19 protein-coding genes are annotated in these 24,125 nt (G+C 56.0%); 2 read left to right on the top strand and 17 right to left on the bottom strand.

Going from position 1 to position 24,125, the window contains the following annotated elements:
* Nucleotides 1-2 precede the first annotated feature (2 nt).
* The 9 genes from FZ041_RS12795 to cysK all read right to left on the bottom strand — a co-directional run bounded on the left by FZ041_RS12795 (nucleotide 3) and on the right by cysK (nucleotide 10,636).
* Entirely contained in the window at nucleotides 3-971 is a 969-nt protein-coding gene (locus tag FZ041_RS12795; protein ID WP_255449412.1) for a sugar ABC transporter substrate-binding protein, read from the bottom strand.
* Between the two features lie 204 nt (nucleotides 972-1,175).
* Nucleotides 1,176-2,000, bottom strand: a complete 825-nt coding sequence (gene manZ / locus FZ041_RS12790; RefSeq protein ID WP_075429515.1) for a PTS mannose transporter subunit IID — start codon at nucleotides 1,998-2,000, stop codon at nucleotides 1,176-1,178.
* A gap of 14 nt (nucleotides 2,001-2,014) precedes the next feature.
* Entirely contained in the window at nucleotides 2,015-2,818 is an 804-nt protein-coding gene (locus tag FZ041_RS12785; protein ID WP_075429517.1) for a PTS mannose/fructose/sorbose transporter subunit IIC, read from the bottom strand.
* A gap of 105 nt (nucleotides 2,819-2,923) precedes the next feature.
* Nucleotides 2,924-3,415: a PTS sugar transporter subunit IIB gene (locus FZ041_RS12780; RefSeq protein ID WP_075429519.1), complete on the bottom strand. Its 492-nt coding sequence runs from the start codon at nucleotides 3,413-3,415 to the stop codon at nucleotides 2,924-2,926.
* A gap of 240 nt (nucleotides 3,416-3,655) precedes the next feature.
* On the bottom strand, nucleotides 3,656-4,597 hold the full coding sequence (locus tag FZ041_RS12775) for an AEC family transporter (RefSeq protein WP_149189847.1): 942 nt from the start codon (nucleotides 4,595-4,597) through the stop codon (nucleotides 3,656-3,658).
* 27 nt (nucleotides 4,598-4,624) lie between these two features.
* Nucleotides 4,625-6,076: a TrkH family potassium uptake protein gene (locus tag FZ041_RS12770; RefSeq protein WP_149189846.1), complete on the bottom strand. Its 1,452-nt coding sequence runs from the start codon at nucleotides 6,074-6,076 to the stop codon at nucleotides 4,625-4,627.
* A gap of 3 nt (nucleotides 6,077-6,079) precedes the next feature.
* Nucleotides 6,080-7,555: a TrkH family potassium uptake protein gene (locus FZ041_RS12765; RefSeq protein ID WP_149189845.1), complete on the bottom strand. Its 1,476-nt coding sequence runs from the start codon at nucleotides 7,553-7,555 to the stop codon at nucleotides 6,080-6,082.
* A gap of 3 nt (nucleotides 7,556-7,558) precedes the next feature.
* The gene (gene trkA, locus FZ041_RS12760; RefSeq protein WP_149189844.1) at nucleotides 7,559-8,911 is read right to left on the bottom strand and encodes a Trk system potassium transporter TrkA; all 1,353 of its coding nucleotides are present in this window, start codon (nucleotides 8,909-8,911) and stop codon (nucleotides 7,559-7,561) included.
* Nucleotides 8,912-9,703: 792 nt separating this feature from the next.
* Nucleotides 9,704-10,636: a cysteine synthase A gene (gene cysK, locus FZ041_RS12755; protein ID WP_149189843.1), complete on the bottom strand. Its 933-nt coding sequence runs from the start codon at nucleotides 10,634-10,636 to the stop codon at nucleotides 9,704-9,706.
* 224 nt (nucleotides 10,637-10,860) lie between these two features.
* Between cysK and FZ041_RS12750 the strand changes: the two genes are divergently transcribed.
* Both FZ041_RS12750 and FZ041_RS12745 read left to right on the top strand, forming a co-directional pair.
* Nucleotides 10,861-11,304 (top strand): RrF2 family transcriptional regulator, encoded by a 444-nt coding sequence (locus FZ041_RS12750; protein ID WP_075445645.1) that lies wholly within the window; start codon nucleotides 10,861-10,863, stop codon nucleotides 11,302-11,304.
* A 339-nt stretch (nucleotides 11,305-11,643) separates the two neighbouring features.
* Nucleotides 11,644-11,877: a ferredoxin gene (locus FZ041_RS12745; RefSeq protein ID WP_075429532.1), complete on the top strand. Its 234-nt coding sequence runs from the start codon at nucleotides 11,644-11,646 to the stop codon at nucleotides 11,875-11,877.
* Between the two features lie 82 nt (nucleotides 11,878-11,959).
* On the opposite strand, the gene FZ041_RS12740 is transcribed toward FZ041_RS12745, so the two are convergent.
* The 8 genes from FZ041_RS12740 to FZ041_RS12705 form a co-directional block, all read right to left on the bottom strand.
* A complete protein-coding gene (locus FZ041_RS12740) occupies nucleotides 11,960-13,414 on the bottom strand; it encodes a glycoside hydrolase family 32 protein (protein ID WP_149189842.1) in 1,455 nt (484 codons plus the stop codon).
* 67 nt (nucleotides 13,415-13,481) lie between these two features.
* The gene (locus FZ041_RS12735) at nucleotides 13,482-15,323 is read right to left on the bottom strand and encodes a glucose PTS transporter subunit IIA (protein ID WP_149189854.1); all 1,842 of its coding nucleotides are present in this window, start codon (nucleotides 15,321-15,323) and stop codon (nucleotides 13,482-13,484) included.
* A 306-nt stretch (nucleotides 15,324-15,629) separates the two neighbouring features.
* Nucleotides 15,630-16,958, bottom strand: a complete 1,329-nt coding sequence (dnaB, locus tag FZ041_RS12730; RefSeq protein ID WP_187626384.1) for a replicative DNA helicase — start codon at nucleotides 16,956-16,958, stop codon at nucleotides 15,630-15,632.
* An 18-nt stretch (nucleotides 16,959-16,976) separates the two neighbouring features.
* Nucleotides 16,977-18,950 (bottom strand): Lon family ATP-dependent protease, encoded by a 1,974-nt coding sequence (lonC, locus tag FZ041_RS12725; protein WP_149189841.1) that lies wholly within the window; start codon nucleotides 18,948-18,950, stop codon nucleotides 16,977-16,979.
* A gap of 4 nt (nucleotides 18,951-18,954) precedes the next feature.
* Nucleotides 18,955-19,398: a 50S ribosomal protein L9 gene (gene rplI / locus FZ041_RS12720; RefSeq protein ID WP_075445641.1), complete on the bottom strand. Its 444-nt coding sequence runs from the start codon at nucleotides 19,396-19,398 to the stop codon at nucleotides 18,955-18,957.
* On the bottom strand, nucleotides 19,370-21,379 hold the full coding sequence (locus tag FZ041_RS12715) for a DHH family phosphoesterase (RefSeq protein ID WP_149189840.1): 2,010 nt from the start codon (nucleotides 21,377-21,379) through the stop codon (nucleotides 19,370-19,372). Before FZ041_RS12715 ends, rplI begins: the two co-directional genes overlap by 29 nt.
* Before the next feature lie 11 nt (nucleotides 21,380-21,390).
* Nucleotides 21,391-22,353, bottom strand: a complete 963-nt coding sequence (locus tag FZ041_RS12710) for a YybS family protein (RefSeq protein ID WP_149189839.1) — start codon at nucleotides 22,351-22,353, stop codon at nucleotides 21,391-21,393.
* 144 nt (nucleotides 22,354-22,497) lie between these two features.
* Nucleotides 22,498-24,006, bottom strand: coding sequence for a phosphohexomutase domain-containing protein (locus tag FZ041_RS12705; RefSeq protein ID WP_149189838.1), 1,509 nt, complete (start codon nucleotides 24,004-24,006; stop codon nucleotides 22,498-22,500).
* Nucleotides 24,007-24,125 lie beyond the last annotated feature (119 nt).

The raw sequence follows: 24,125 nt of genomic DNA, 5'->3' as shown, positions 1-24,125 counted from the left end.
GCTCAGTTCCAGCCCTCCTTATCTTCGGTCAGCAACCTATCGCGCGTCAACAGCTGCGTCGTCAGCTGGATAACCCGCTCCGTTTCCTCACCAGCCAGCAGCCGGTAAGCCTGCTCCGCTGCCCGCCGGCCGATCTGGCGCGGAGACTGCCCCACCGTAGCCGTCATATGCCCCTGCCGGATCATTTCCTTCGTCTCAGGCACGCCATCGACCCCATAGACCATCACCGTATCAAGCCGTCCCGCACTCTGCAGCGCTGCCAGGGCCCCCATAGCCGCCGGATCGTTTAGCGCCATGACGATGGATACGTCAGGATGACGCTCCAGGATACGTCCCATCGCCGGCATCGCGAGCTCAAGCTGTCCGAGGCATTCCTCCTCATCGACAATCTGAAACTCCGGATGGCCCGCCAACGTGTCCTTGAACCCCTGTATGCGGTCAACAGAGGAATGCGCCTGCGAGTGCTTGAGCAAGCCAATCTGGCCGCCTTGCGAAACTGCCAGCAAATGCTGGGCGCACTGTACACCAGCTACATAGTTATCCGACATGACGGTACAAGCCACATATTTCTCATCCTGCACGCTCGTATCGATGGCGATGACCGGCACATTAGCCGCATAGGCATCCTCCAAGGCTGGTTCGATGCGTTTCCAATCCACAGGGTTGATGAAGATGATTTCTACACCCTCAGCAATAAGCTCACGGATTTCCTCCCGCTGGCGGTCAACCGATAAGGCAGGGTCACGCGAAATCAGCACATCCCCGTGATTCTCTACTACTGTCCGGATTTCCTCATCCACGACTTCATAGAAGGGATTATTTAGCGTCATATAGACAGCCCCGAGCTTGCGCCGGTGCTCATTCTGCCGTGCGGAAAGGTCCCCCTGTGACACATGCAGCAAGCTCAGCAGCAAGAGCCCTAAGCACATCGCGCCCACGAGCCCCCAGAAATATTTTTCCCGTGCGTCCATCAAACTCCGCCTTTCTCAATCATTATGCTCCAATTATAGCACAAAACCCGCTGTCATGAGGACATATGACCTATTGTTTCTCAACAAAAAGAGCCTTGCCTTGCGGCAAAGCTCTTTCTGTTGGGAATGTATTACATAATGGAATATATATAAATATTGTAATACCGTATGGAACAAGTGGAGATATTTTCCTGCCCGTCTTGCTTACGCAAAGAGGCCAATCGCATAGCCAACGATGCCAAGCGCAAACAGGCCAAGGATAATAAGCAGCGGATTGACGCCCTTCTTGAGCAGCCACATGCAGGCAAACGTCATCAGAAGTGGCACTACGCCAGGCATCAAGCTGTCAAGCAGGCTCTGGACAGTCGTCACGACTTGATCGCCCTGGCTATTCGTATACGACGACAGTACCATCGGCATGTTGACCGACGTCCATTTCGCTACGAGTGCGCCCATGACGAGCAAACCGAGTACCGAAGAACCTTCCGTGAGGTAACGCATGCGGTTGCCGCCGACCTCGTTGACAAGCTCCGTGCCCTTGTCATAGCCGTACATGACGCCGTACCAGTTGGTCAGCAGACGGATGACATTGAACGCAACGAAGAAGATCAGCGGGCCGACGATGCTGCCCGTCAGCGCGATACCTGCACCGAGAGCGGCAAGAACCGGACGCAGCGTACCCCAGAAAATCGGGTCGCCGACACCGGCCAATGGGCCGATAAGACCAACCTTGACGCCGGAGAGGGTGTCCTCACCGATTTCCGCGCCATTGGCTTTCTTCTCCTCCATAGCCGCGATGATGCCCATGATCGGCGTTGCCAGGAACGGCTGCGTGTTGAAGAATTCAAGATGACGTTTGAGGGAGCGTTTATACTCCTCAGGATCATCCTTATACAGCTTCTTGAGTGCCGGAATCAGCGAAACGCAGAAACCGATAGCCTGCATACGCTCGAAGTTGAAGGAGCCGAGCAGGAAGTTCGAACGGATAAAAATCGATACAAGATCGCCTTTAGTAAGTTTCTTTTCCATGACTGTACCTCCCCTTACATCAGATCCGAATCGTCAATGTCATCCAGTGCATTGCCCGAGCCACCATTGCCAGCTGCAGCCGCATTGAGCTCACGCTGCAGGCCACGGATGTGGAAGTAAGCGCAGATAAGGCCGATAGCACCGAAACCAATGAGGTTGACGTTCGTGAATACGGCAATGAGGAAGCCAAGGAAGAAGTACGGCATCAGAGACTGGGCATTCATCATGTTGATGACCATTGCATAACCAACAACGACGATGAAACCACCGGAAACCTGCAAGCCGCGCGTGATAACTTCCGGGATGGAAGCCAGCATAGCATTGACCGTGTCCGTGCCAGCAACTGCTGCGATGATAGCAGCCGGAACGGCAACGCGGATGCCCTGCAGCAGCAGACCGCCGACATGGCACATCTCGATGCCGAAGGCATTGCCCTCGAGGGCGAACTTATCAGCCAAATGCTGGAAGAATACGGTGATCGTACGGACGAAGATCGTGAGAACCTGGCCAGCAGCAGCAAGTGGGACAGCCAGTGCGATACCAGCGCCGATGCTCTGATGACCGACAATGACGAGGATAGCCGAAACCACCGAAGCCAAAGCCGCATCCGGTGCCATAGCCGCACCGACGTTCATCCAGCCCAGCGCCAGCATCTCCAGCGTACCACCAAGAATAATGCCTGTCGTAATATCACCAAGTACAAGTCCAACCAATGTGCAAGCAACGAGCGGACGATGGAACTGGCACTCATCGAGTACGCTTCCCATGCCGGCAATCGCTGCGACAATAATCAGTAAAATAAACTGTACAGAAGTCATAACGTATAAACACCCCTATCTCTATTCTTGTTTCCCGGACAGACCGAAAATCCCCCATCCGTCTCTCCGGTAAATTTACGGCGAAAATGAATGATTGCTTAGTTATCAAGCCATGCCTTTAGCCTTCAAAGCATCCATGAGGTTGCCTTTTGGCTCATTGGCGAGTTTACGGATTTCAACTTCGATGCCCATATCCTGCAGCTCAAGCAGTGCCTTGACATCGTCCGGATTGACCGCAACAGCACTCGAGATCAGCGTATCGCCATCCTTATAGGTCATGCCGCCAAGATTGACCGACTTGAACGGGATACCCCCCTTGACCGCACGGACAACATCAGCCGGTTTCGTGAACAGGAACAGCGTCTTGAACGCATCGTACTTCGGATTTTTGTAAGCCTCGCAAGCCTTCTCAACCGGTACGACATACGCCTTGATTCCCGGTGGTGCCACCTGCAGCAAGAGTTTCTTGCGCATGTCATCTTTGGCGACCTCATCGCTGCAGCACATGATGCGGTTGCACCCCGTAACCTTCGTCCAGACCGTAGCCACCTGGCCGTGGATCAGACGATCGTCGATACGGCAAAATGCGATTTCCATATGTCATTCCCCTTTCATAATACCTCTGCCGCCATAACAAAATCCCCATTGCCACAGCAGCAACAACCTTATAATTTTTCTGACAGTAATTATAATAATAGAAAACACGGTCAAAGTCAGCTGAATTCTGTCATGAGTTTTCAGCCAAAGAACATGACAAATGTCATAGGAAGCGTTTTCCTGGCAAATAAAAAATCCGCATATCTCATCAAAGAGATATGCGGATTCAATCTGTCATATTCAGAACAACCCGAGCATCTTAAGCGTAAATACCCAGCCGAACAAGGTCAGGCAGGACAAAGCGCTCGTGTAGACGACGCAGTTGCCTGCAAGATCGGCATCGCTATTCATCTGCTGGGCCATGGCAAAGCTCGCTACTGCGCAAGGCGAGGCGAAAATTGCCAGCAGCGTGATGAGTTCCAAATCGCGGAACCCCAGCCAAACGGCCAGCCCCATCAAGATGCCTGGTGCGATAAGCAAACGCGCCGTTACACAGGATATGAGTTGCGGCACATGGTCATGGAAGCTGCCGCCCTTGAATGAGGCTCCCAGGATAATAAGCGCCACAGGCGTCGTGGCCGCAGCCACCTGACCGATAGGCGTCAGGATTGGCTTGGGCACAGGGATACCGGCCAGCAGAAAAACCACTGCTGCCAATGCGCCAAGTATCATCGGATTCTTGAGTACCCCCAGCAAAATCCCTGCCAGATGGAAGCTGCCGCCCCGGAAGGTCTCCAGCACAAAGACCGCAGCAATATTGTAGATGGGGATGATGACAGCAATCATCATCGTCGGGATGGCCAGCTGATCAGCACCGAATATATTGCCGACCAACGGAATGCCCATCAGTACGAAATTGCTGCGGAAAATCGCCTGTATCATCGCTCCACGGCGCTTATTGGACGGCTCAAAATGACAGACCAGCAAAGCTGCTATCAGCAGCGTCACCAGAACACCGCCCGCACCAAAAAGCATCAAGCGCGGCCGCAGCGTTGAGCCCAAATCCGCCGTATAAATGTTGAAAAACATCATAAAGAAAAAGAACACACGAAAAACCATGCGGTTCATATGCACAAGTTCCTCATCCGTCATCAGCCGCGCCCGTTTGACAAAAACGCCGATAAGCATCAAGCAAAACAATGGCACAACCGCACCGATGGCTACAAACAGATTGCTCAGCAAAACAAACTCCCCTTCCACAAATCCCTATCACCAGCGATTGCCCTTCTGCCAGAAATCCGGCGAAAGCATGACCAGCAGGGTAAACATCTCCAAACGCCCCAAGAGCATCTCCACGCACAGGATGCTCTTGGCAAACACCGAGGCCCCCGCATAGGTGCAGGTTGCCCCCGCCACGCCAAAGGCCGGACCCACATTGCCCATGACCGTCATGCTGATGCCCAAAGAATCGAAAATCGTCACGCCATCCAATGTCAGCAGCAAGGCAAAAAACACAATGCAGAATATATACAGAAAGAAAAACTGCCCCACGCGCAGCAGGGTATCCTCATCCACCTTGCCGCCATTCATGCGGACCTCGACGACACGTCGCGGCGAAAGCTTCTGATGCACCACCGCCCAGGCATTCTTGACCAGCAGTACCATGCGGCTCACCTTCACGCCACTGGCCGTCGAGCCGGCACAGCCGCCGCATATCATCAACAGCAGCAGCACCCCTTTGGAGAAGCCCGGCCACTGGTCAAAGTCAGTCGAGACAAACCCCGTCGTCGAAATCGACCCGACCTGGAAGCTCGCATAGCGGATCGCCTCGGCCGGACTTACCCCCATAGCCTGGACAAGATTGACCGCTATGAGCAGCATGGCCACCAGCTCAAGGCCGATATAGGCCTTGAATTCCGTATTGTGCCGGATGACCCCCGGCCCCTTGCGCCAGATGCGATAATAAAGGCCGAAATTGCCCCCGGCCAGGATCATGAAGAATGTCATCCAGGCCTCCAGCGGCACATTGTCAAAATGCATCGCACTGTCATCGTAAGTCGAGAAACCGCCCGTACCGATGGTGCTCAGCGCATGCGTGCTGGCCTCCATCAGCGACAGCCCGCACAGCATGTAGATGACCGTTGCCGTTACGGTAAAGATCATATACATCTGGAACAGCGTCTTGGTCATATCCCGCAGCCGCGGCAGTACGCGCTCACGCGTCGGCCCCGTCGTCTCCGCATTATACATATAGATGGTGCTCTGGCCCGTCTGCGGCAGCAGGGCGATGAAAATGACGATGATGCCCAGACCGCCAAACCAATGCGTCATCATGCGCCAGAACAGGATGGCCGACGGCAGGGAAGACAGTTTCTCCATGACCGTAGCCCCCGTCCCCGTGAAGCCCGAGATGCTCTCAAACAACGCATCGAGGAGCCCCAGATAACCACCGCAGAGATATGGCAGCATCCCCAGCGATGTCGCCAAGATCCAGCCAATGCCTGTGATGGCCACACCTTCACGCATGGTCAGCCGCTCGACGCGCACACGGCCATGCAGCCGCAGCTCGATCCCCACCAACGCGCAGATCGCCAAGGCGGCGGCAAAGCCAGCGGTGCATTTCTCGCCATTATACAGGGCGATGAAGAACGGAATCAGCATGATAGCGGTCTCCGCGACCACCAGCCGTCCCAGGATATAATAAACGATTCGTAAATCCATAAGTCACCATTTCTGACGCACGGCACGCGCGCCCAGATCCAGCAGAATCAGAAACGAGAAAATCTCAATGCGGCCAAGGATCATGAGCAGGCAGCAGGCCAGCTTGGCCCATACCGGCAGGAAATGCAGATTACCCAGCCCCACCAAGGCCGCCGTCGAGCCCGTGCTCGTCAGGCAGCCCGCAGCCAGGCCCATCGACTGCATGAGGTCGAGCCCTGCCCCCGACAATATCAGCGAAAACAGCACGAAGATCATCATGTACAGGAAGAAGAACGCCAGGATGCGCCCCACGATCTTGGCCGGCACCGGCAAGCCATCCACCTTGACGCTTACTACCATATGGGGATGCAGCGTCCGATGGATCTCGGCCCGCGTCATGCGGAAAAGCACAAGGATGCGCATGACCTTGAGGCCGCCACCCGCCGAGCCGATGCAGCCACCCACAAATACGAGCAAGAACAGCACATACCGGTCAAAATCCGGCCAGAGCCAAAAGCTCGCCGAAGCAAAGCCATTGGTCGACAGGAACGAGGCCACCTGGAAAAAACCATACCGCAGGCTATTGGGCAGCGTATAGCAGTCCATCGCGTAAAGATGCAGGGAGATTGCCAGGCCTGCTGCCACCAGGATGGCAAAGAAGCCGCGCAATTCGGCATCCTGCCATAGCAGCCAGACACTCCTGCGGTTCCATGCCTTCCAGCAGAGCAGCAGGTTCATGCCCGCCAGCACCATTGCGATGCCCGCCGCCAATTCCAGCCAGCCATTGTCATGCACCATGAAGCTCGTCACCGAGCTGCCACCGCTCGACGACAACGCTATCATGCCGCGCATCAACGACTCCTCAGCTGGCAGCCCCGCCAGATAGAAGAGCTCTGCCGCCAGCAGCGTCAGCAGTGCATAGACGCTCACACCCTGATGCACCGACTGGCTCATGCGGTTCCACACCGGACTGAAGAAGATGGTCTGCCGGGCCGTCAGCGTCAGACCAAAACAGCCGCTGACCTGCGGCAGGACTGTGACGAGCACAACGACAAACATCAGCCCGCCGATCCAGTTCATGATGGCTTGCCAAAGGCGCAGCGAACGGGGAAGCCCCAGCGGATCGAAGGGCAGGCACGACAGCCCCGTCGTCGTCAGCGACGAGACAGTCTCAAAAAAAGCTGCCGAAAAATCCGGCAGCAGCCCTGAGATATAGTATGGCATAAGGCCGACAAAGCCCATGAGCGGCCAGACCAGTACCATGAACAGGACGCCCTCGCGGATCGCCAGCTGGCGCATATGCTCAGCGCCGAGCCGCGCCATCCCTGTCCCCAGTGCCAGCGAAAAGCCAGCAGGCAGCAAGAACAGCCAGGCCTCGGGCTCACGCCAGGCAAGCGCCGACGCAAAGGGCACGAACATCGCCAGCCCCATCACGGTGGCGATACGCCCCATGAGCAGCCAGAAAAGCTCCCAGCCATTGCCTTTTTCCGTCAGAACCATAGACTACTCCTTGCCTTTGAAATACTGGATGACCTTCTGGGAAAACTTCGTCTGGATGAACAGGATCGTGCGGTCACCAGGCTGGAGCACCGTATTACCATTCGGGATGACCGCCTCACCGCCACGCACATAGGCGCAGACCAGGCACTCGCGCGGCAGCTTGACATCCATGAGCCGCTTGCCAGCCACCGGTGCCCCCTGCTGGACGATGACTTCAACCGCCTCAGCCTTAGCACCCTCCAGCAGCGAAACCGAAACGACACCGCCGCGGCGTGCAAAGGCCAGCACCTCACTGGCCGAGAGCAGGCGTGCCGACAGAACGATATCGACGCCGACCTTCTCCATGAGCTCTACATATTCGTTGCGGGCTACGCGCACCACCGTCTTGGTCTTATTGCCCGACAGATGGCGCGCCAAGAGCGCCAGCATCAGATTGAGCTTATCATCCTCCGTCAGGCAGACCACGACATCGGCCTCGGCCACGCCCTCCTCAAGCAACAGGTCGATATCCGTGCCATCGCCGCAGATGGCGATGCCATTGACCAGCTGTGCCGCCACCTGCTGGCAGCGCTCACGATCCTGGTCAATGATTTTGACATGAACATCCTGCTTATCGAACATCGCCGCCAAAGCCCGTCCCGCGCGGCCAGCACCAATAATCAGCACGCGGTGCAGTTTCCGTGCATCGCGCTGAACAAAGCTCTGGCTGAACTTCTCGATCTCCTCGGGGATGCCGATGAAATACGCATTGTCATGGGGCAGCAGGCAGTCATCACCATGGGGGATGATCATGCGGTGGTCGCGGAAGATCATCCCAGCCAACACGCCCTTCGGCAGCTGGATTTCCTTGAGCGGGATGCGCGCCAGCGGTGATTTGCGCTGCACCTTGGTCTCGAACAAGCGGATCTTGCCATGGGCAAAATCCTCGACATCGAGCGCTGCCGGCGTCATCAAGATGCGGTTGATCTCGTTGGCCGTGATGAGCTCCGGATTGAGCATGAGGTCGATATCAAAATTCTGCTTCAGATAATCCTTTGCCTCGCTCATGAACTGCATATCACGGATGCGTGCGATCGTATGCTTGATGCCATGCTTCTTGGCCAGGATGCAGCTGACCATATTCACCTCATCACTGGCCGTGACGGCAATCAAGATATCCGAATCACGGATATCGGGGTCATTCATGGTGATCGGGCTTGCGCCATTGGCCGCAATCGTCAATACATCCAGCGTATTCTTCGCCGCCTCCAGCTGATTTTCGTCCTGATCGACGACGATCACATCAAATTGTTCTTTTGACAACAGCTCAGCAATACTGTACCCCAGCTTGCCAGCGCCTACTACTACGATGCGCAACGAAAATCCCCTCTATCTCTACTATTATATAGAATCATCCCTTATACTACGGGTATTATAACACATACAAATAACGTAATAAAGCCTGCCCCATCCACACACCAGACACCTGCCGGTATCCCCATACAAAAAGACGCAGACAAAATGTAAAAACATTTCATCTGCGCCTCTCGGCAGATTAAAAAATTGCAGTTTGTCTGTTCGTGCAAGCTGAAAATAGGCTTGGATCAGCTCAGCTTGGGTGAGGGTGGGTGCTCTTTTTCTCCGCTCCGCTAAATGACCCGCGCTGATAGGTTGTACGTATCTAGGGATATGCGCCGGGCAAGCCGGCGGCGCGCCAATACATCTAGACGTTCCAGTGATTATCTACCGCGGGCCATCCCTCACTGCGTTCGGGCAGTCGCTCCGTCTACGAAGAAAGTGTACCCACCCTCGCCCTCCGATATGTTGGAACAAGCCTGTTCCTTTCCGGCGATAGGCAACGAATTACATCGATGTGCTTGCTGCGGGAGAAACGGTTCGTACCATCTCAGATTTCCATTACCAAAGGGGCGAACGGGGTAGTGCTTCTTTCTGTCTGGAGCGACTGTCCTGCGTAGCAGGACTGGGCCGTAAGCGCATAGCCTAGAAAGAACTATGTACGCCGCGACCTGGTGACGGGAGCAGGTAACTAAGTCCGTAGAGCTGGGCGTACGGTCCATTTAGCGGAAACAGAAAAAGTACTACCCCGTGAACCCCGAGCAGCGTACTATCGGGATTCCGTTCCGCACGAACCAATCGACAAACTGCAATTTATTCTGCAAACAGCTCCGTCGACAAGTATCTATCGCCCGTATCCGGCAGCAGTACGACGATGTTCTTGCCCGCAAACTCTGGACGCTTCGCCAGCTCAACGGCTGCTGCCAGGGCCGCACCTGAGGAAATGCCGATCAGTATGCCCTCGCTATGGGAGAACTGACGGCCAAATTTGAACGAATCCTCATTGGCGATCGCAATGACCTCATCATAGACCGACGTATCGAGCGTCTCTGGCACGAAACCGGCACCAATGCCCTGGATCTTGTGCGGGCCAGCCTGTCCCTTGGAGAGCACCGGACTCGTAGCCGGCTCCACCGCAACAATGTGCACATCCTGCTTCTGTTTCTTGAGATAGCGCGCTACGCCCGTCAGCGTACCACCCGTACCGACGCCAGCGATGAAGGCATCTACCTTGCCCTCCGTATCCGCCCAGATCTCGGGGCCCGTCGTCGCCTCATGGGCGGCAGGGTTGGCCTGATTCGTGAACTGGGACGGGATGAAGGAATGCGGCGTATCCTTAGCCAGCTCCTCGGCTTTCTCGATGGCCCCCTTCATGCCCTTCGAGCCATCCGTCAGGACAATCTGCGCGCCATAGGCCTTGAGCAGATTGCGGCGCTCCACGCTCATCGTCTCCGGCATCGTGAGGATTGCCTTATAGCCGCGTGCTGCCGCGAAGCTAGCCAGACCGATGCCCGTATTGCCAGAAGTCGGCTCGATGATGACCGAATCCGGCCCAAGCTTGCCTTCCTTCTCTGCCTGCTCGATCATCGCCTTGGCAATGCGGTCTTTGACCGATCCGGCCGGATTGAAATACTCAAGCTTGACGAAGATGTTCGCCTTGAGCTCATTGGCCTTGATGAAGTTATTCGCCTTGAGCAGCGGCGTGCCGCCAATCAGTTCCGTTACGCTGTTATAAATCTTACCCATAAGAAACGCCTCCAGACTTATTTGTATTATCTTTAGTTAAGTTAAAACATATATGATTAATATGTTTACATATTAACACAGCCACCCCGCCTTGTCAATGGGAAATTTCATTTCCCGCGTTATTGATTGACTTTTTCCACCCTGTTTACTATGATATAGTAAACAAGTATTACATATCATTTATATAGTTATCCAAAACATACATATACAAGGAGGGATTGTCCATGAAAATTTCTGCCAAGGGCCGCTACGGCCTTGCTGCCATGACCTATCTGGCTCGCAACTACGCCGCCGGAGCCCCGGTCACCATCATCAGCATCTCCGACAAGCTCGGCATCTCCAAGATCTATCTCGAACAGGTCTTTTCCCTGCTCAAACGCGCACAACTCGTCAATTCCATCAAAGGTTCACAGGGCGGCTACCAGCTGGCCCGCGAACCGCGCACCATCAGCGCCTACGATATCCTCGCGTCTATCGAACTCTCGCTGATGGAGAAAGCCGCACCGGCCTCCGAGAAGATGCCTGCGCTAGACCGCGCCTTGGGTGTCAAGGTTTTCGACCCGCTCGATGCCAGCATCAAAGAGACGTTATCCAATGTCCGTCTCGACGATATCCTCACGGCAATCGAAGCCCAAAAAGAGGCTGACAGCTTGATGTATTTCATCTGAATGGGTGCTTCTTTTTGACGGACATTGACCATTTTTGCCCACATTTGTCTTTTGTATACACGAAAAACGCCGAAAAAACGCAGAAATCGGCGTTTTTTGTTGCTAAAGTCACTTCAAGGGGGAATAATCCGCAAAATACAAGACTTTTGGGGCAAGGCGCGGATTCCGTTTGCTTCACAACCCTTCCCAATTATAGTATAATGCTAAATAAGTTGTTGAAGGGTACGCCCCTATCCCTCTGCATCGCTAACAACAAGATTGTTGCTGCCGCGAGCCCCACTCGCACGCCCTTCCCAGGCAGGCAGCTGTTTGTTTGTATTTTGTTGGAGGTGTTCTTCCATGTTAATTGATAACGTCCGCGTTATCATCGCCAATGGACCGTTTTCTGCGGAAGATGCGCAGTATTATATCGAACAGATAAAGAAATCCGCTAAGTTCCCCCTTAAAAAGATTATTTTTAACCGTTCCGATGCGTATCTTGATATCCGCTATTCGTTCGATTCAATCCCCTTTGAACGGATTCGCCGGATTCCATTGACGGCCCCGCACGAGGATCGTGCAGTAAACAACTGATCCCCATTGAGATTCGGCTTCGGCCGTTTTTCTGACATGAATAAGCCCCTGAAACCATGGTTTCAGGGGCTTATTCATATGCTTATGAATTCAGCTGGAACTTGAACGAATCAAGTTCCCAGATCTTGCCAGTGATGGATGCCAGCGGCGCATCGGCCGTGATTTCCAGCTCGGGCTGGATGTTCTTCTCAGGGAAGACCAGCAGGCTCGCTACTTCCTCGCCATGCTGGAAGAAGGCCTCCACGGCAGTCTTGTCGACAAACAGCTGCAACGACAGGGACTGGTCGACGAACAGCTTGAACTGCCGCTGCCCGCGGCCGCCGCGCTTCATGCCTTCGCGGTCGATGGTCATGACCTGCTGCTCCCGGTCATAGCGGAAGGCCAGTTTCTCCAGGCCATACCGGAGCACGACTTCCACCCGCTTGGCCTCGCCAAGCTCGAGTTCCATCAGGCTTTCGGAGCCTTCGAACAGCGGCTGGCTGAAACCAGCAGCCTCAGTCTTATCAACCTCCACCGCTGATTCCTGGATACGCAGGTCACGCAGCTCACGCGCCGGCCGCGCGTAGATGTGGCCCTGCCGCAAGCGCAGCTCCCGCGGAAGGGTCAGGCTGTACATCCAGCCGTGCTCCTTCGACGGATAGTCATCGTCCTTGTCGGGCATCCCCATCCAGCCGAGCAGCAGATGGCGGCCCTCGTGCTCAAAGACCTGCGGCGCATAGAAATCAAATCCGCGGTCAAGCTCCTGGAACTTCGTGTGCTGCATCATGTCCATGCTGTCGAGGGACAGATGGCCTGCGATATAGCCGGCCTGGTAGATGTTCTGGCGGTCGTATTCACGCGCCGCCAGGCCCTGCGGGCAGAACACCAGCACATCATAGCTGCCGAATTGCAGCAAGTTCGGGCATTCCCACATATAGCCGAAATCGCCCAGGCGCGTATGCACCTCGCCACGATTATGCCAGCCGTCCTCGCGCTCCTCATAGACAAGCACCGTGCCCGTCTCATTTTCCTCTCGCTGCGCACCGATGACCAGATAGCGATGCCCACGGCGCTCAAAGAGGAACGGATCGCGGAAATGACCCGTGATGCCCTCCGGATGATCCGGGATGATGATCTCTTCCTTGCGGACACTGCCATCGTCCTGCAAGGTTCCGAAGCGCTGGGCCGGAATGCGCACACCATCTTCCTTGCGGTTGCAGGTGTAGAGCACGCGCAGCTTGCCGTCCTGCGAAAGACCGCAGCCCGAATAGCAGCCGTCCTTGTCGTGCACATCATCGGGCCAGAGCGCCAGCTCCGGCAGCGTATAATGCACGAAGTCGCGTGTCTTCACATGGGCCCAGCACTTGTTCTTATGCTCGCAGCCCAGCGGATTCCACTGATAGAAAATGTGATACGCCCCGTCATGGTACGTGAGGCCATTCGGATCGTTGATCAAGCCAAACGGCATTTCCAGATGGAAGCGGTTATGCCAGCGGTGCTTGAGGGGGAATCCCTGTGCCAGCTCGGCATCGATAGCGCCTTTATCGAATTTTTCCATAACAAACATCCCCTTTCCGGCACGGAAAGCCTTCCCCGTATGAGGAAGGCCTTCTTGCTAAAAATCCTTATTCTTCCGGAGTGAACAGCGTAAAGGTCAGGCCGAAAGCAATACCAAAGCCAATGGCATTTACGATAATATACTCGAGGAGGTGATCCAGGTACAGGAGCGTACCCGGCAGAACCGTGATGCCCATGCCCGTACCGGCGAGGTGCATGAAGCTGGCCACGCCGCCAGCGAAAGCACCGCCGACCAGGGCATAGAGGAACGGCTTCATGAAGCGGAGGTTGATACCGAAGATTGCCGGCTCCGTGATGCCCAGGAAGGCCGGAACAGCCGAAGAGATATACAGAGCGCGTTTCTTCTTGTCCTGCGTCTTCAGGGCAACGGCCACAGCGGCACCGCCCTGAGCGACGATAGCACCCGTGATGATGGCATTGAACGGGTCAACACCAGTCGTAGCAAGCAGCTGGACTTCCAGCGCATTGAATACATGATGGACACCGAATACGACGATGACCTGCTGCAGGCCACCGACAATGAAACCGCCAATGCCCATCGGCATCTGCAGGAAGGCCGACACAGCACCAAAGATAGTCGTCTCCAGCGAATGCATGATGGGGCCGACAATCAGGATACCGAGAATCATCGAAACGAGCAAGGTAAGGAACGGCGTGACGATAAGGTCAATGATATCCGGCACGAAGGATTTGAGTGCCTTCTGGAGCTTAGCTGCAAAGATACCGAGAACCAATGCCGGCAGGACCGAGCCCTGATAGCCGACGATACCGATCGTCATGCCAAAGAGATCCATCGGGATCGGCTTGACATCACCACCAGCAACTGCCCAAGCATTCGGGAGCTGCGGGCCGACCAGCATGAGACCGAGGACAAGACCGATGACCGGCGTGCCGCCGAAGCGCTTCATCGTCGACCAGCAGACCAGGGCCGGCAGGAAGATGAAGGCCGTATCCGTGAGGATCTGCGACAGCAGCAGCACATTCGGGCTGAACTGTACGCCCAGGCTCTGAGCCGCACCACGCAGGCCCATGAACAGACCAGTAGCGACGAGGACTGGGATGATGGGAACGAAGACATCGCCGAACGTGCGCGAGATCTTCTGGATCGGCGTCATCTGTGCATAAGCTTCTTCCTTATTGCTGACACCGCTGAAGGTCGTTCCCTTGACGAACTCTGCAAAAACCTTATCGACAAAGCCCGTGCCAAGGATGATCTGGTACTGGGCAGCCGCAAAGAACTGGCCTTTGACACCGTCGATGTTTTCGATAGCCTTCTCGTCGATCTTGGATTTATCGTTGATGATGAGGCGCAGGCGCGTAGCGCAATGCTCGGCATTGCGGACATTGTCCATGCCGCCGACGTATTTCGCGATGAGCTTGGCCACACGAGCCTCTTTCGGCAGGTCTGCGTACTCGCTGTCATCAGTAGCGGCAGCCGACTCAGCAGCCGCTGCTGCCGAGGTGATCTCCTTGCCATCCAGCGCCACCGTGACCTTGCCGAACTCAGCGGCATTCGTGACCAGTACCGGCGTCGTCGTATCATAGCCGGCAGCCTTGATGGCAGCTTCGTCAAACTCGAGCAGCAGCTGGCCTTTTTTGACCGTGTCGCCCTGTGCGACCTTGGCCTCAAAGTGTTCGCCGTTCAGCTTGACCGTATCCAGGCCGACATGGATCAGGATCTCAGCTCCCTCTGCCGAACGGATGCCGATGGCATGTTTCGTCTCGAACAGGACAGTGATCTCACCGTCTACCGGCGCATAAACCTTGCCATCCGGATTCTTGACCGCAGCACCAAGTCCCATGGCGCCGCCAGCAAAAGCCGGATCATTAACTTCCTTCAGTTCCACCAGCTGACCATTCAGCGGGCTGTCCAGACGGATGTCTTTCATCATGATACCTCCCTATGAATTCCCGTACATGAGTTATAAATGCTTGAATGTGAATCTTTTTTGTGAAACCAATTTCATATTTATAGTCTAATCTGTGGAACCGATTTTGTCAAGAAAAAATCTCATAAAACAAGTGGAAATCCGTAAAAAAACCAGAATCACGCAAAATCCGTCATCATTTTCCCAAGGACGCAGCGCGGCCCCCATCATGCTTTTCCGCTTTGCACCCACGAACAGGCAAGCTGCAAAAAAATACCGCTGACGCCAAAAGCGTCAGCGGTATTTTCTATATAGCATCTGCGGCTATCACTGCACCAGCAGATCGCGGAACTTGGTGAATTCCTTCTGGAAGAACAGCGATACGCTGTCAACCGGTCCATTACGATGCTTGGCGACGATGATTTCCGTGATATTCTTGTTTTCCGTATCCTTATCGTAGTAATCCTCACGATAGAGGAACATGACGATATCGGCATCCTGCTCCAGCGAACCGGATTCGCGCAAGTCCGAGAGCATCGGTTTCTTGACCTGACGGCTTTCGACGGAACGCGAGAGCTGCGAGAGTGCGATGACCGGCACGTCCAGCTCACGGGCCAGTGCCTTGAGCGAGCGCGAGATTTCTGAGATCTCCTGCTGGCGGTTATCGCTATTCTTGCTTGGACGGCCCTGCATGAGCTGCAGGTAGTCGATGATGATGAGGTCAAGGCCATGCTCGGCCTTCAGCCGGCGGGCCTTGGAACGCAGATCCATGACCGTGATGCCAGCCGTATCATCGATATAGATCGGCGCACGGCTGAGCTTGTCCGCCGTCTCGACGAGATGGTTCCATTCGCCTTCATCGAGCTGGCCCGTGCGCAGACGGGAAGCATCGATGCCGCCTTCGGAGCAGAGCATACGCTGCATGAGCTGCTCCTTGCTCATTTCGAGCGAGAAGAACGCGACGCTATGGCCATGCAGGCCGACATACGAGGCGATATTGAGGGTGAACGCCGTCTTACCCATCGACGGACGCGCCGCCACGAGGATCAAGTCTGACTTCTGCAGGCCAGCGGTCAGCGTATCGAGATCCTTGAAGCCCGAGCTGATGCCTGTAAGGCCGCCCTTGGACTCGTAGAGCACGTTGATGCGCTCGAAAGTGCGCATGACGATGCTCTTCATCGACTCGAAAGCACCGCCGTTCTGGCGGTTCGCGACCGCCAGGATCTTTTTCTCGGCCTCGTCCATGATATTCTCGACGTTGTCCGTATCCTCATAGGCCGCACCAGCGATTTCCGTCGCAGCGTTGATGAGGTTGCGGAGCTCGGCCTTCTCTTTGACAATCTTGGCATGATAGCTCACATTGGCCGCGGTCGGCACCGCATTGGCCAGCTGCGTGATGAAGGGCAGTCCGCCGATCTTTTCGAGCTTGTCGCTCTTGCGCAGCTGCTCAGTGAGCGTGACGAGGTCAACGGCCTCGTCGTTGCCCGAAAGCTCCAGCATCGCCTCATAGACAATGCGATGAGCTTCCCGGTAGAAGTCATCGGGCAGCAAGATCTCCTGCACGGCGATGATGGCTTCTTTCTTTATGAGCATCGCTCCCAGAACGGCCTGCTCGGCCTCGATATTCTGTGGAGGGACGCGGTCTGGCAATGCCATAGCTAAAGTTCCTTTCTATTATCCTTCCGCGCCGGCAAAGAGGATGGCAAATGCTTCTTCCGCCGTCTCTACGGCATGGATTTCCAGCCCCAGATGCTCCTGCGGGATATCCTTGTCGTTTTCCTTCGGAATGATCAGCGTCTTGATGCCCGCCTGTTTGGCGCCATAGGCTTTCTCAAAGACACCGCCTACCGGGCGCACGCGGCCCTGCAGGGAAATCTCGCCGGTCACAGCGACGTCCTGGCGGATCTTCCGGCCCGTCACGGCACTCGTGAGCACTGCCAGGATGGCCGTACCAGCGCTCGGCCCATCGATATTGCCACCGCCGATGACATTGATATGGATGTCGTAGTCATGGATATCCTTGCCCGTCAGCCGCCGCATGACCGAAGCGGCATTGAATACCGAATCCTTGGCCATGGAGCCAGCGGTCTCGTTGAAGCGCACCGTGCCCTTGCCCTTTTCATGGGCCTCAAAAGCCACGGCCTCGATTTCGATGACCGAACCGAGGAACCCTGCCACACCGAGGCCAAAGACATGCCCCTGGATCGCCTTGTCCGAGGCCTTTTCCTTGACGAACTGATACAGGCGGCTGACCTGTGCGACTTCGTAGATCTCGGCTTTGGTGATAGCCACCGCCGGGCCCTCACCCTTGGCGATCTGCTCCACCGGCACGCTGTCGGCAGCCCCGCACTTCTCCAGCGCCAGGCTGTAAGCATCGGCCAGGATATTGATGGCCTTGCGGCCCTCGATGGTGTATTCGCTGATGAGCTCGCTGACCCCTTCATCCATCGTGACATGGAGCTTGGCTGCCGCATTCTGTACGATCTGCTGGATATGCTTCGGTGTCAGCGGCTCGAAATAGATCTCGGCACAGCGCGAACGCAGTGCCGGATTGATATGGCCTGCATCACGCGTCGTCGCGCCGATCAGCACGAAGTCTGCAGGCGCCCCTTCTTCAAACAGCTTGCGGATATACGGCGGCACCTTCTCGTCAGTCGGGTCATAGTATGCCGACTCGAAGAAGGCCCGCTTGTCCTCCAGCACCTTCAGGAGCTTGTTCTGGAGCATCTCATCCATCTCGCCGATCTCATCGATGAACAGGATACCGCCATGCGCATCGGTGACCAGTCCCGGCTTCGGCTCGGGAATGCCGCTGTCTGCGAGGCTCTTCTGGGCGCCCTGATAGATAGGATCATGCACCGAGCCCAGCAGCGGATTCGTCATATCGCGCGGGTCCCAGCGCAGCGTGGTGCCGTCCGTCTCGACGAACGGCGCTTCCTCCGAAAAGGGCGAGGCCGCCTTCTTCTTGGCCGCCTCCAGCACCAAGCGGGCTGCCGTCGTCTTGCCGACGCCCGGCGGGCCATAGAGCAGCAGGTGCTGCGGATACGGCGAGCTCAGCTTGGCCATCAGCGACTTGACCGCCCGTTCCTGGCCGACGATTTCGGAGAAATCCTGCGGGCGCAGCAGCTCCATGATGGACTGGGTCAGATGCACGGTTTCAAGTTTCTCGAGCTTTTCGCGCTTTTTCTTGTCCTGCGGCGACTCGGCCCCCGGCTTCTCCTCTTTGATGACCTGCCGGCGGATGTCATTGACGTAGTCCTGATGCTCCTTTTCGAGCTTCTCGTTGACCTTTTTCTCGATATTGTCCTCGACATTGCGGCGCGCCACGAGATCTGCCGTGCGCTCCGACAAGAGCTCCATGACCTCCGGCAGCTGCTCTTCCTTCGGCGCCGGTGAGATCAGAGGGTCTTCGTCGAGGATGCGCTGCAGGGCCAGCACGCGCTCGCAGCGATCCTCCGAGCGCATGAGCTGCAGGGCCTTCATCTTGCCAGCCTTCATGACGAGCTTTTCCGTTCCCATGATGTCGACCAGTACGGCATAGAGCGCGTCGATCTCACGGTCGATTGGCGTTTCCTGACTAGCAGGAGCAGGCATAGCCTGCTCCTCATGTTTATGGAATATACTGAAGATATTTTTAAAGAGATTCATGATATCAGCCAGCTACTACATTGATCTTGATCGTGCTCGTGATCGACGGATGCACCTTGATGACAGCTTCATAGGTGCCTGCGCCCGTGACCTCACCCTTGATCGAGATCTTGCGCTTGTCGATGTCGATGTTGCTCTTCTTGAGTGCCTCTGCAACATCCTTGCCCGTAACCGAGCCAAAGAGCTTGCCGCCCTCGCCGATCTTGACGGGGATCGTCACTTCCACCTTCTCCAGCTGAGCCGCCATGAGCTTCGCTTCATCCGTAGCCATAGCATCCTTGCGGGCCTTGGAGCCTGCCTGTGCCTTGGCGACGTTCATGTTCTCAGCCGTAGCCAGGACAGCGGCTTTCTTCGGCAGCAGGAAGTTGCGGCCGTAGCCCTCGGATACCTCGACGATATCGCCCTTCTTGCCCAGTTTCTTAACGTCCTGCTGAAGTATTACTTTCATCTTGATCATTCTCCTCTATATATTTTTTACTGATTTCAATTGCCTTGGCCTTGATGGCCTGCAGGTCGCCATTCTCCACCTGTGCGCCAGCCACATTCTGATGGCCGCCGCCACCAAAGGCTTCCATGATGACCTGTACGTTCATATCGCCGGTCGAACGGGCACTGAGGCCCACTACCTTGTTCGGCAGCTGGAAAATGACGATACTCATGCGCACATTCTCGATGCGCAGCAGCGAGTCGGCCGCCTGGGCCGCAATGACCTGCACATTCGGTATCGTCTCGGGGATATACGAAACGATGAGACCGCCGCCGTAGAGCTCCGACCGCGCCTTGGTCTTGGCCAGCGCCACGGTCGTATCGTAATCGGAGCGGAACAGATGCCGCACCATGACCGGGTCGGCACCACTGCGGCGCAGATAGGCTGCCGCATCGAAGGTGCGCACGCCGGTCTGCACGGCAAAATTCTTGGTATCGACGACAATGCCCGAGTAGAGCGCCGTCGCATCGAGACGCGACAGCATCAGATCGTCGCTGAAATACGCGAGCAGCTCCGTCACCAGCTCACTCGTGGAGCTCGAAGCCGGCTCGATGTAGACGAGCAGCGGGTTCTTGATGAAATGCTCACTGCGGCGATGATGGTCGATGACCACCACCTGCGGGATGCGCTCCAGGAGCGTCGGATCCGCGACAAGATGCGGGATATGCGTATCGACGACAATCAGCACCGGGTTGAGGGCCGTCATCGTCGTGAGGTCCTCAGCCCGTACGAAGATGTCCTCGTACTCCTCCTTGCCCTGCAGCAGGTCGGTGAACTTATCGATGCCCTCATTCATCTCCGACAGCACGATATGCACCGGCTTGTCGAGCACCCGCGCCATCTTGGCCACACCCATAGCCGCGCCGAAGCAGTCGAAGTCCTCGTTGTGATGGCCCATGACATAGACTTCATCGGCCCCTTCCATGATTTCCCGGACCGCATGAGCGACAACGCGCGCCTTGACGCGCGTATGCTTCTCGACAGCCTTGGCCCGGCCGCCGAAGAACTGGGTCTTGCCATCAATGAGCACAGCTACCTGATCGCCGCCACGGCCCAAAGCCAGGTCAAGGCAGGCCTGGGCCTGCGTGCCCATCTCTGCCATCGACTGGCTGTCAGCCACGGCCACGCCCATCGAGAGCGTCACCGGCAGGCGGTTCGTGCTCTGGAGCTGGCGGGCCTTATCGAGCACGTCAAAGCGCTCGCTCATAGCTTTTTCCAATGCTTCGCGCGTCAGCACCACGACATAGAGATCATCCGAGACGCGGCGCATGAAGCCACCGAGATTCTTCATCCATTTGTCGAGGATCTGGTTGACCGCCAACAGGAGCGAGGTGCGCTCGGCTTCCGACTGCCCCTGCATGACCTCATCGTAGTTGTCGATCTGGATATAAAGCAGTACCGTACGGCTCTCCTTATAGGTCAGCCGCAACGTCTCATGCATCGTGACATCCTGCACATACAGCGCCATGAGCTGCTGCTGGTGCGGCGCCATCTTCACGGGCCGGTAGCGCACCTGATAGTACTTGTCCTCATGCGCAAAGACGTATTCCCCCTCCTGTCCCCAGACGGGGCCGATGATGATACCCGGCCAGATATCCGCGATATCCGTATCGAGCTCCGGCTCACTGCCGACATAGCCGGCCAGACGGGAATTCGTCCACTGGATGCGTCCGTCCTCCGTGATGATGATGACGGCCTGCGGCAGCTCTTCCACCGCATAATTCACCATCTCACTGATATTCTCCACCACATTGCGGCAGTAGCGCTCGAAGCGCTTCGCCCGGTCAGCACAGCGTTCCCGTGCAAAGGAAGCTAAGGCCAGCCAGACCACACCGGCGATTGCAGCGATATATTCATTATAACAGGAAAGGACCATGACCAATACCAGCATGATGATCAGATGGATGGTCAGATCGATCCAGGCCGACAGATTCCGTGGCATAACGCCTCACCTCATTTCTTCCCCTGTGCCGAGAAACGGCGGCGGTAGTCAAAAAGCATATCAAAAAGGCCCGTCAGCGCCACCAGCTGCGCCAGGAAACCATTCGTCAGGACGATCACATAGAGCAAGATCCTGACCAGACGCGATACCCGGTAATGGCTCAACACGCAGTGGGTAAGCGCCAGACCCTGTATAAGACCGGCAAAGATCGCCAGCATATTCGCATTCATCGACAGCTGATAGAGGGGCTGGATCTGCCGCGTGCCGCCCCAGTATATGCCGACCATCGCAAAGCCGAACAGATACAGGAAAAACACCGGCAGCCGCCACTGCGCAAAGGGCAGCACCTGCGGAACCGCATGCCCCAGACGACGCAATACCTTCACACCGGCCAGATAGCCGATGGCAGTATAGATCACGCCCATCATGATGACCACCAAGGGAATCAGGATCTGTACCATGACCATACCCTCAGCCACCAGCTGGCGTCCGTCCGCGATGGCCTTGGCATCAAGCCCCATCTCTTCATAGAGATTGAAGACTGCGTCAAAGGACTGCTGCAAAGCATCTACCTGCAGATTCAGCGGATTCACGGCGGTCACCGCAAATACCAGCGCAAAGGCCGCCAGCAGGCTCAGCAGCGAGGCCAGCAGGGCCACACCGAAAATCTTCATGCCAGGCCAGCCCTTGCGGAACCCCAGCCCTAAAAGCAGCCCCATCGGCGCAAAAGCTATCACCATCCGCAGCGACAGCAGCGGCTCGATCAGCAGTGCCATGATGATGCCGGAAATCAGCACCGCCATGGTGCCCCAGCGCAAGCCGTGGCGCACCACCAGCACAACAATGGGCAGCGACCAAATCAGTGCTGCAAACATGCCCAGCACCGGCAAATAAACGGCTATCATAGCCAAGATCACAGTCAATGCCGCCAGCAGGCCGCTCTCTGTCATCGGGGTGATTCTATGTTGATTCATGTCGTCATCCTTTCTAGCTAAACCAATCTACATTATAGCAGAAAAGGATATCACTGTCTTGAAAGCAGGTACTAATAAAACCTGCCGCAGCGCGCCATGATTGGCGGTGCGGCAGGTCAATCTATCCTATCCTTGCCCTATGTCTTATTCGGCGAAGACGCTGAGATCGAGGCTCACAAAACCATCGAGCATGCCCTTGACCTGCGCGGCGATCTCCTTCACGCCGCCTTCTTCGCGGCTCTCGATGTTGAGCGGCATGTTCGGATCATGCAGCGACATGCGCAGCAGCGCCCAGCCATTCGGGAAGACGAGACGCACGCCTTCATACGACGGCTTGGCCACCTTGATGCCAGCCTGCACAGCGCGCTCCTCGAAGGTCTTGAGCACGCCATTGCCGTAGGCGCGGAAATCCTCCTCGCCCTTGATCTTGAGGCGGAACTCCTGGCTCTCTGCCGGTGCGCCGAGATTCTTGACGAGATCCGAGAGGCGGCGGCCGCCAGCTTTGGCCTTGGCAGCAGCGACGAGCAGCTTGACAGCCAGATAAGCACCATCGTCGAGATAGTAGTTCTCAGACAGTGCGCCATGGCCCGACGTCTCGATAGCCAGCGGCGAGACGACACCAGCCTTGTTCTGGCGGATGCACTCATCGATGACATTCTTGTAGCCGCGCATATAGCGCATATGCTTGAGTCCCAGATCCTTCTCAAGGAATTCCGTGAGCTCATCGCTGGTGACCGAGTCGGTGATGATCGTGCTGCCCGGATAATCCGGCTCAAGGATGGCCGCCATCATGCCGATAAGCTCGTTGCGGCTGATTTCCTTGCCGTTCTTGAGCACAGCACTCATGCGGTCAACGTCCGTATCGAAGATCAAGCCCAGGTCGGCGCGGTTGTCAAGCACGGCCTGGCGGATAGCAGCCATAGCCTGCTTGTTCTCCGGGTTCGGGATATGATTCGGGAAATGCCCATCGGGATCCAGATAGATGCTCCCCGTCGTATCAGCGCCAAGCCGGCCCAGCACCTGCGTTGCAAAGAAGCCGCCAGCACCGTTGCCAGCATCGACAACGATGTGCATGCCCTTGAGTGGCTGGTTCTCTCCCCCCAGAGCCTCGCGGATCTTCTTGCGCAGATGATGGCAATAACGCTCCATCAGATTATAGCGCTGTGCCTTGGAACGCTCCCCCTCCATGACCGGATAGCGGGCAGCATTCTGCAGGATCGTGATGATATCCTCATGCTCAACGCCTCCATCCTTCGTGAAGAACTTCATGCCGTTGCGGTTGTAAGGCAGATGGCTTGCCGTGATCATGATGGAACCGTCCATCTGGGTTTCAGGGAATACCGTGGACATGAACATCGCTGGCGTCGAAGCCATGCTGCAATCAACCGTCACCACACCATGTGCCGTAAGTGCCTTCAGGACCTCGCGTTTGAGGTCATGTCCCGTCAGACGCGAATCACGGCCAACGGCAATGCGCAGATCCTTCTTGTCCTTGCCCGTACGTGCCTGCAGGAATTCTACAAAGCCCGACGTGATGACGTTAGCGGCCGCCGTGCTCAAGGTCACCGGTTCATCAGCTACGCCCTCCATAGCGACGCCGCGAACATCGCTGCCATTGGCAAGTTTCATCAGGTTTTTCTCTGGGATAATCATCAAAATGCCCCCTCAGCAATTAATCAAGATAGGATAACTATCATCGTTACTATCTATGATAATATGTATTCCATATGAATTGCAAATTTTCCTGTTATTTTAATTTTTCTCCTACGACA

The sequence above is a fragment of the Pseudoselenomonas caprae genome, from assembly GCF_008271345.1.
GTDB classification, from domain to species: domain Bacteria; phylum Bacillota; class Negativicutes; order Selenomonadales; family Selenomonadaceae; genus Selenomonas_A; species Selenomonas_A caprae.
Note: the sequence above shows the minus strand (reverse complement) of the source record. Positions and strands in the feature narration are given on the sequence as shown.